Origin of the sequence: Gordonia sp. VNK1, from assembly GCF_040049135.1 — a bacterium.
Taxonomy (GTDB): domain Bacteria; phylum Actinomycetota; class Actinomycetes; order Mycobacteriales; family Mycobacteriaceae; genus Gordonia; species Gordonia oleivorans.
The window spans coordinates 1-2971 of the sequence record NZ_JBDZDJ010000054.1 but is presented as its reverse complement, the minus strand read 5'-3'; the positions used below and the strand labels follow the sequence as shown (position 1 = coordinate 2971).

General features: G+C 65.7%; 3 protein-coding genes and 1 pseudogene. 1 reads left to right on the top strand and 3 read right to left on the bottom strand.

Translation table 11 applies throughout. From position 1 onward, the window contains the following. The 3 genes and pseudogenes from ABLE94_RS26250 to ABLE94_RS26240 all read right to left on the bottom strand — a co-directional run. Window positions 1-216, bottom strand: a pseudogene (locus tag ABLE94_RS26250) (M23 family metallopeptidase); the annotation flags it as partial. A gap of 301 nt (window positions 217-517) precedes the next feature. Continuing rightward, window positions 518-1357, bottom strand: coding sequence for a F510_1955 family glycosylhydrolase (locus tag ABLE94_RS26245; protein WP_035718240.1), 840 nt, complete (start codon window positions 1355-1357; stop codon window positions 518-520). A 111-nt stretch (window positions 1358-1468) separates the two neighbouring features. Then, on the bottom strand, window positions 1469-1786 hold the full coding sequence (locus tag ABLE94_RS26240) for a hypothetical protein (protein WP_010844644.1): 318 nt from the start codon (window positions 1784-1786) through the stop codon (window positions 1469-1471). A gap of 235 nt (window positions 1787-2021) precedes the next feature. Here ABLE94_RS26240 and ABLE94_RS26235 point away from each other — a divergent pair. Then, the coding region (locus tag ABLE94_RS26235; RefSeq protein WP_006357618.1) for a M56 family metallopeptidase at window positions 2022-2971 on the top strand (950 nt) is incomplete at its 3' end.

The following is a 2971-nucleotide window of genomic DNA, read 5'->3' as shown; positions in this document are numbered from 1 at the left end:
CAACCACGGTGCAGGATCGAGTTTGGGTCCATCTTGCTGCCACACCTTGTAGTGCAGGTGTGGGCCGGTGGAGTAGCCGCGGTTTCCTACCGTTGCGATCTGCGCGCCGGCCAGGACTCGCCGCCAGACGCTCACCAGTGTCTCGCTGATGTGCCCATACACGCCGATCGTGCCGTCGTCTTGCAGCACTCGCATCCACAGCCCGAAGCCGGCGGCCTTCGATAACCGTCCCCGCCCAAGGCGATCTTTGAGGTCGCGGGTTCGGTGTGCTCACGCAGCTGTGACACGCGCAGCAAGTTCGTGGGGTAGTCGGGGCTGCTCGTCTCATCGATAACGACAGTGACGTCTTCGAAGACGTGGCGTTTCTGGGTGCCGTCAGGTGGTCGAGAGTGACCACCCAGGTCGGCCGGGTGCCACCGTCTGTCAGATCCTGCTCGTGGAGTGGGTGGAGTGGACGTGATCAAAAGCGCGTCCGGATCTGAGTCGCCTCCTTCCTTCGTTGCTCCACACGAGTCCGTTAGCTGAGCGTGTAGAGCAATTGTTCGTTTGCGGCGTATGCATTTTCGGCGTTTCTGGCGACCAGCGCGTTGACACTATTGATGGTGCTGCGTTGTTCCCAGTGTGTGCCGTCTGGGCTGCGCCAGACGGTGTCGGCGGTGTCGATGCCCCAGAGCGTGCCATCGGGTGCGGCCGCCAGGAGAGCTAGGGCCGGCGCATCGGGAACGGTTGTGAAGGTCTGGGCGTCGTCGGTGCTGTGTTGCAGGCCATCTGGGGTAGTCGCCCATACGCCGCGGTCGGTGATCGCGAGTGCTGCTGCGGCCAGGGGCGCGCCGGGGGTCCAGCTTCTCCCGTCATCGGTCGATACGAGCAGGCCGTTGATTCCGTCGAAGCCTACGAGTAGTTGTCCGTTGGTGGCGAGCGCGTGGAAGTCGATGTCGCCGGCCACCGATCTCGGTGTCCATGTCTGCCCGCCATCTTCGCTGGCGACGAGTCCCAGCGGGTTGGGTGCCGAGCTCCGCGGGCCGGGATGGCCGGAGGCGAAGATCCGATCAGAGCCGGTTACCCCGGCCAGTCCCATGAAGTCGTCGTCGGAGACGCCGACCCGGCTGGTGGTTCCATCTGCGGTGAGGGCGATTACGCCGGTGTGAGTTCCGGCGAGGATAGTGCCGTCGGCGCGGATGTGCAGGGCGTGGAGGTGGTCGAGTTCTGGGGTCAGTGTTGCGCTCTCTGCTGAGGTTGCCGACGGTGGTGGGGATGTGGGTTGTTCCCGGGTGGAGCAGCCGGTTAGCACAATCAGCGTGGCGATGACTGCGAGGACGACCGCAGCGGTGCGGTTGGACGGGTTTGAGGCAGGCAAGCGGCTAGGACTTTCGTGTGGGTAGGACTGAGTTCGGGCGTGGGTGGTGTGGTGATCGGGGTGGTGGCGAGACCGGGTAGGAGCCGCCCTAACCCTCTGGGGGTGTCGTGGTCACGACTTCTGGATGGGGGTGGAAGGCTGTGAAGGCTTTTGGCCGCAATGCTTTTGGAGGACGAGGGAGATGAGGACGTTGCCGAGGTGGTGACGTGCCCCGGAGAGGTCGCCGATCGCAGCGAGGTGGCGGACGAGACCGATGTGTGCGGCGAGGTGGCGGCGTCGGTTCGAGGTGACGCTGAGGTGGTGGGCGCGGTGGAAAAACTGGTGGGTCGAGTATGGCGTGGGTGCTCGGTAGACGTCTCGCATGGCATGCAGATACTGACGACGGTGGTCGTCGGGGGGCGAGTGCGTCTCCTTCGGGTTCTCGGTCACGGCGCATTCCTCGGACTGGTACGCGCAGGCCGGGTCAACCCGCGTCAACTAACTACTATAAAACCTAGTAATTGGCGGCGCGGTCGGTGCCTGAGTTGCGGCGTCACCGACGAACTTCTGGGGCATACTGGCTGGTGGTGCAGGTGGTGGGTCGCCGGGAAGGTGTGTTGAGTGTGGGTCTCAGCGAGCTGACGGCGGGGCGTCGAGGATCGAGGCGAACGATGGGTGAGCATCCATGAGTGCAGCGGTGGTGTTAGTTGTTGCCGCGGGTGTGCTGGGCTGGTTGTGGCCTCGATGGATGGTTCGGGTGCAGGGCCGTATCGATGCTCGTTGGGTGTTGGTGGCCTGGCCGGCCGCGCAGGTCGTGTTTGCGATGTTGTGGGTGGGAGCTGTTGTGACGCTGGCGGTTCCCGGCCATTTCGGCATCCATTCGTTGTCCGAGGTGGTGTCGTGTCTGCGGGTGTTGTCACACGGCGCATCCCCGCGGGTGGAGGCGATCTCCGGTGGCGTGCTGGCGGTGGTGACCGGGGCAGCGATTGTCCGAGCGGTGACGATCGCGGTGCGATCGGCGGTGCGGATGCGTGGTGCTCGTGAGGAGTATCTGCAGTCGTTGCGGTTGGTGGGCGCCCGCAGTGAGCGCTATCCCGACGTGTGGTGGCTCGCCGACGGGCGGCCGATGGCGTTTTGTCTGCCGGGTAAGGATGCCGGGATCGCCGCCACGACTGGGTTACAGGCGGCGTTGTCCGGTGAGGAACTCGATGCCGTCGTTGCCCATGAGCGCGCGCACCGGCGGCAACGTCATCACACCGTGGTGTTGGCGGCCCGCGCTCTCGGGCGTGCGTTTCCGCTGATTCCGTTGTTCAGCCGCGCGGGCCGTGAGGTCGCCGGCTTGGTCGAGCAAGCCGCCGATGCCCGCGCCGCCCAGCTGGTGGGTGCGCGGGCGGTCTGCTCGGCGTTGGGAACGTTGGCCCGTTCGGGGCCCGTGGCGGGCCCGGTGGGTGTGTTGTCGATCAGCGATTCGTCGTCCGTGGGGCCGCGGCTGAGCCGCTTGGACTCCGGTCACCGGTGCCGGTCGCGGCGTCATCATGTGGGTGCCGCCGCGGCGGTGGCTGGTGTGGTGGCGGTACCGACCACGCTGGCGGCATCCGGTGTCGTCGCGGCGATGGTGATCGCGATGTGTGTGTA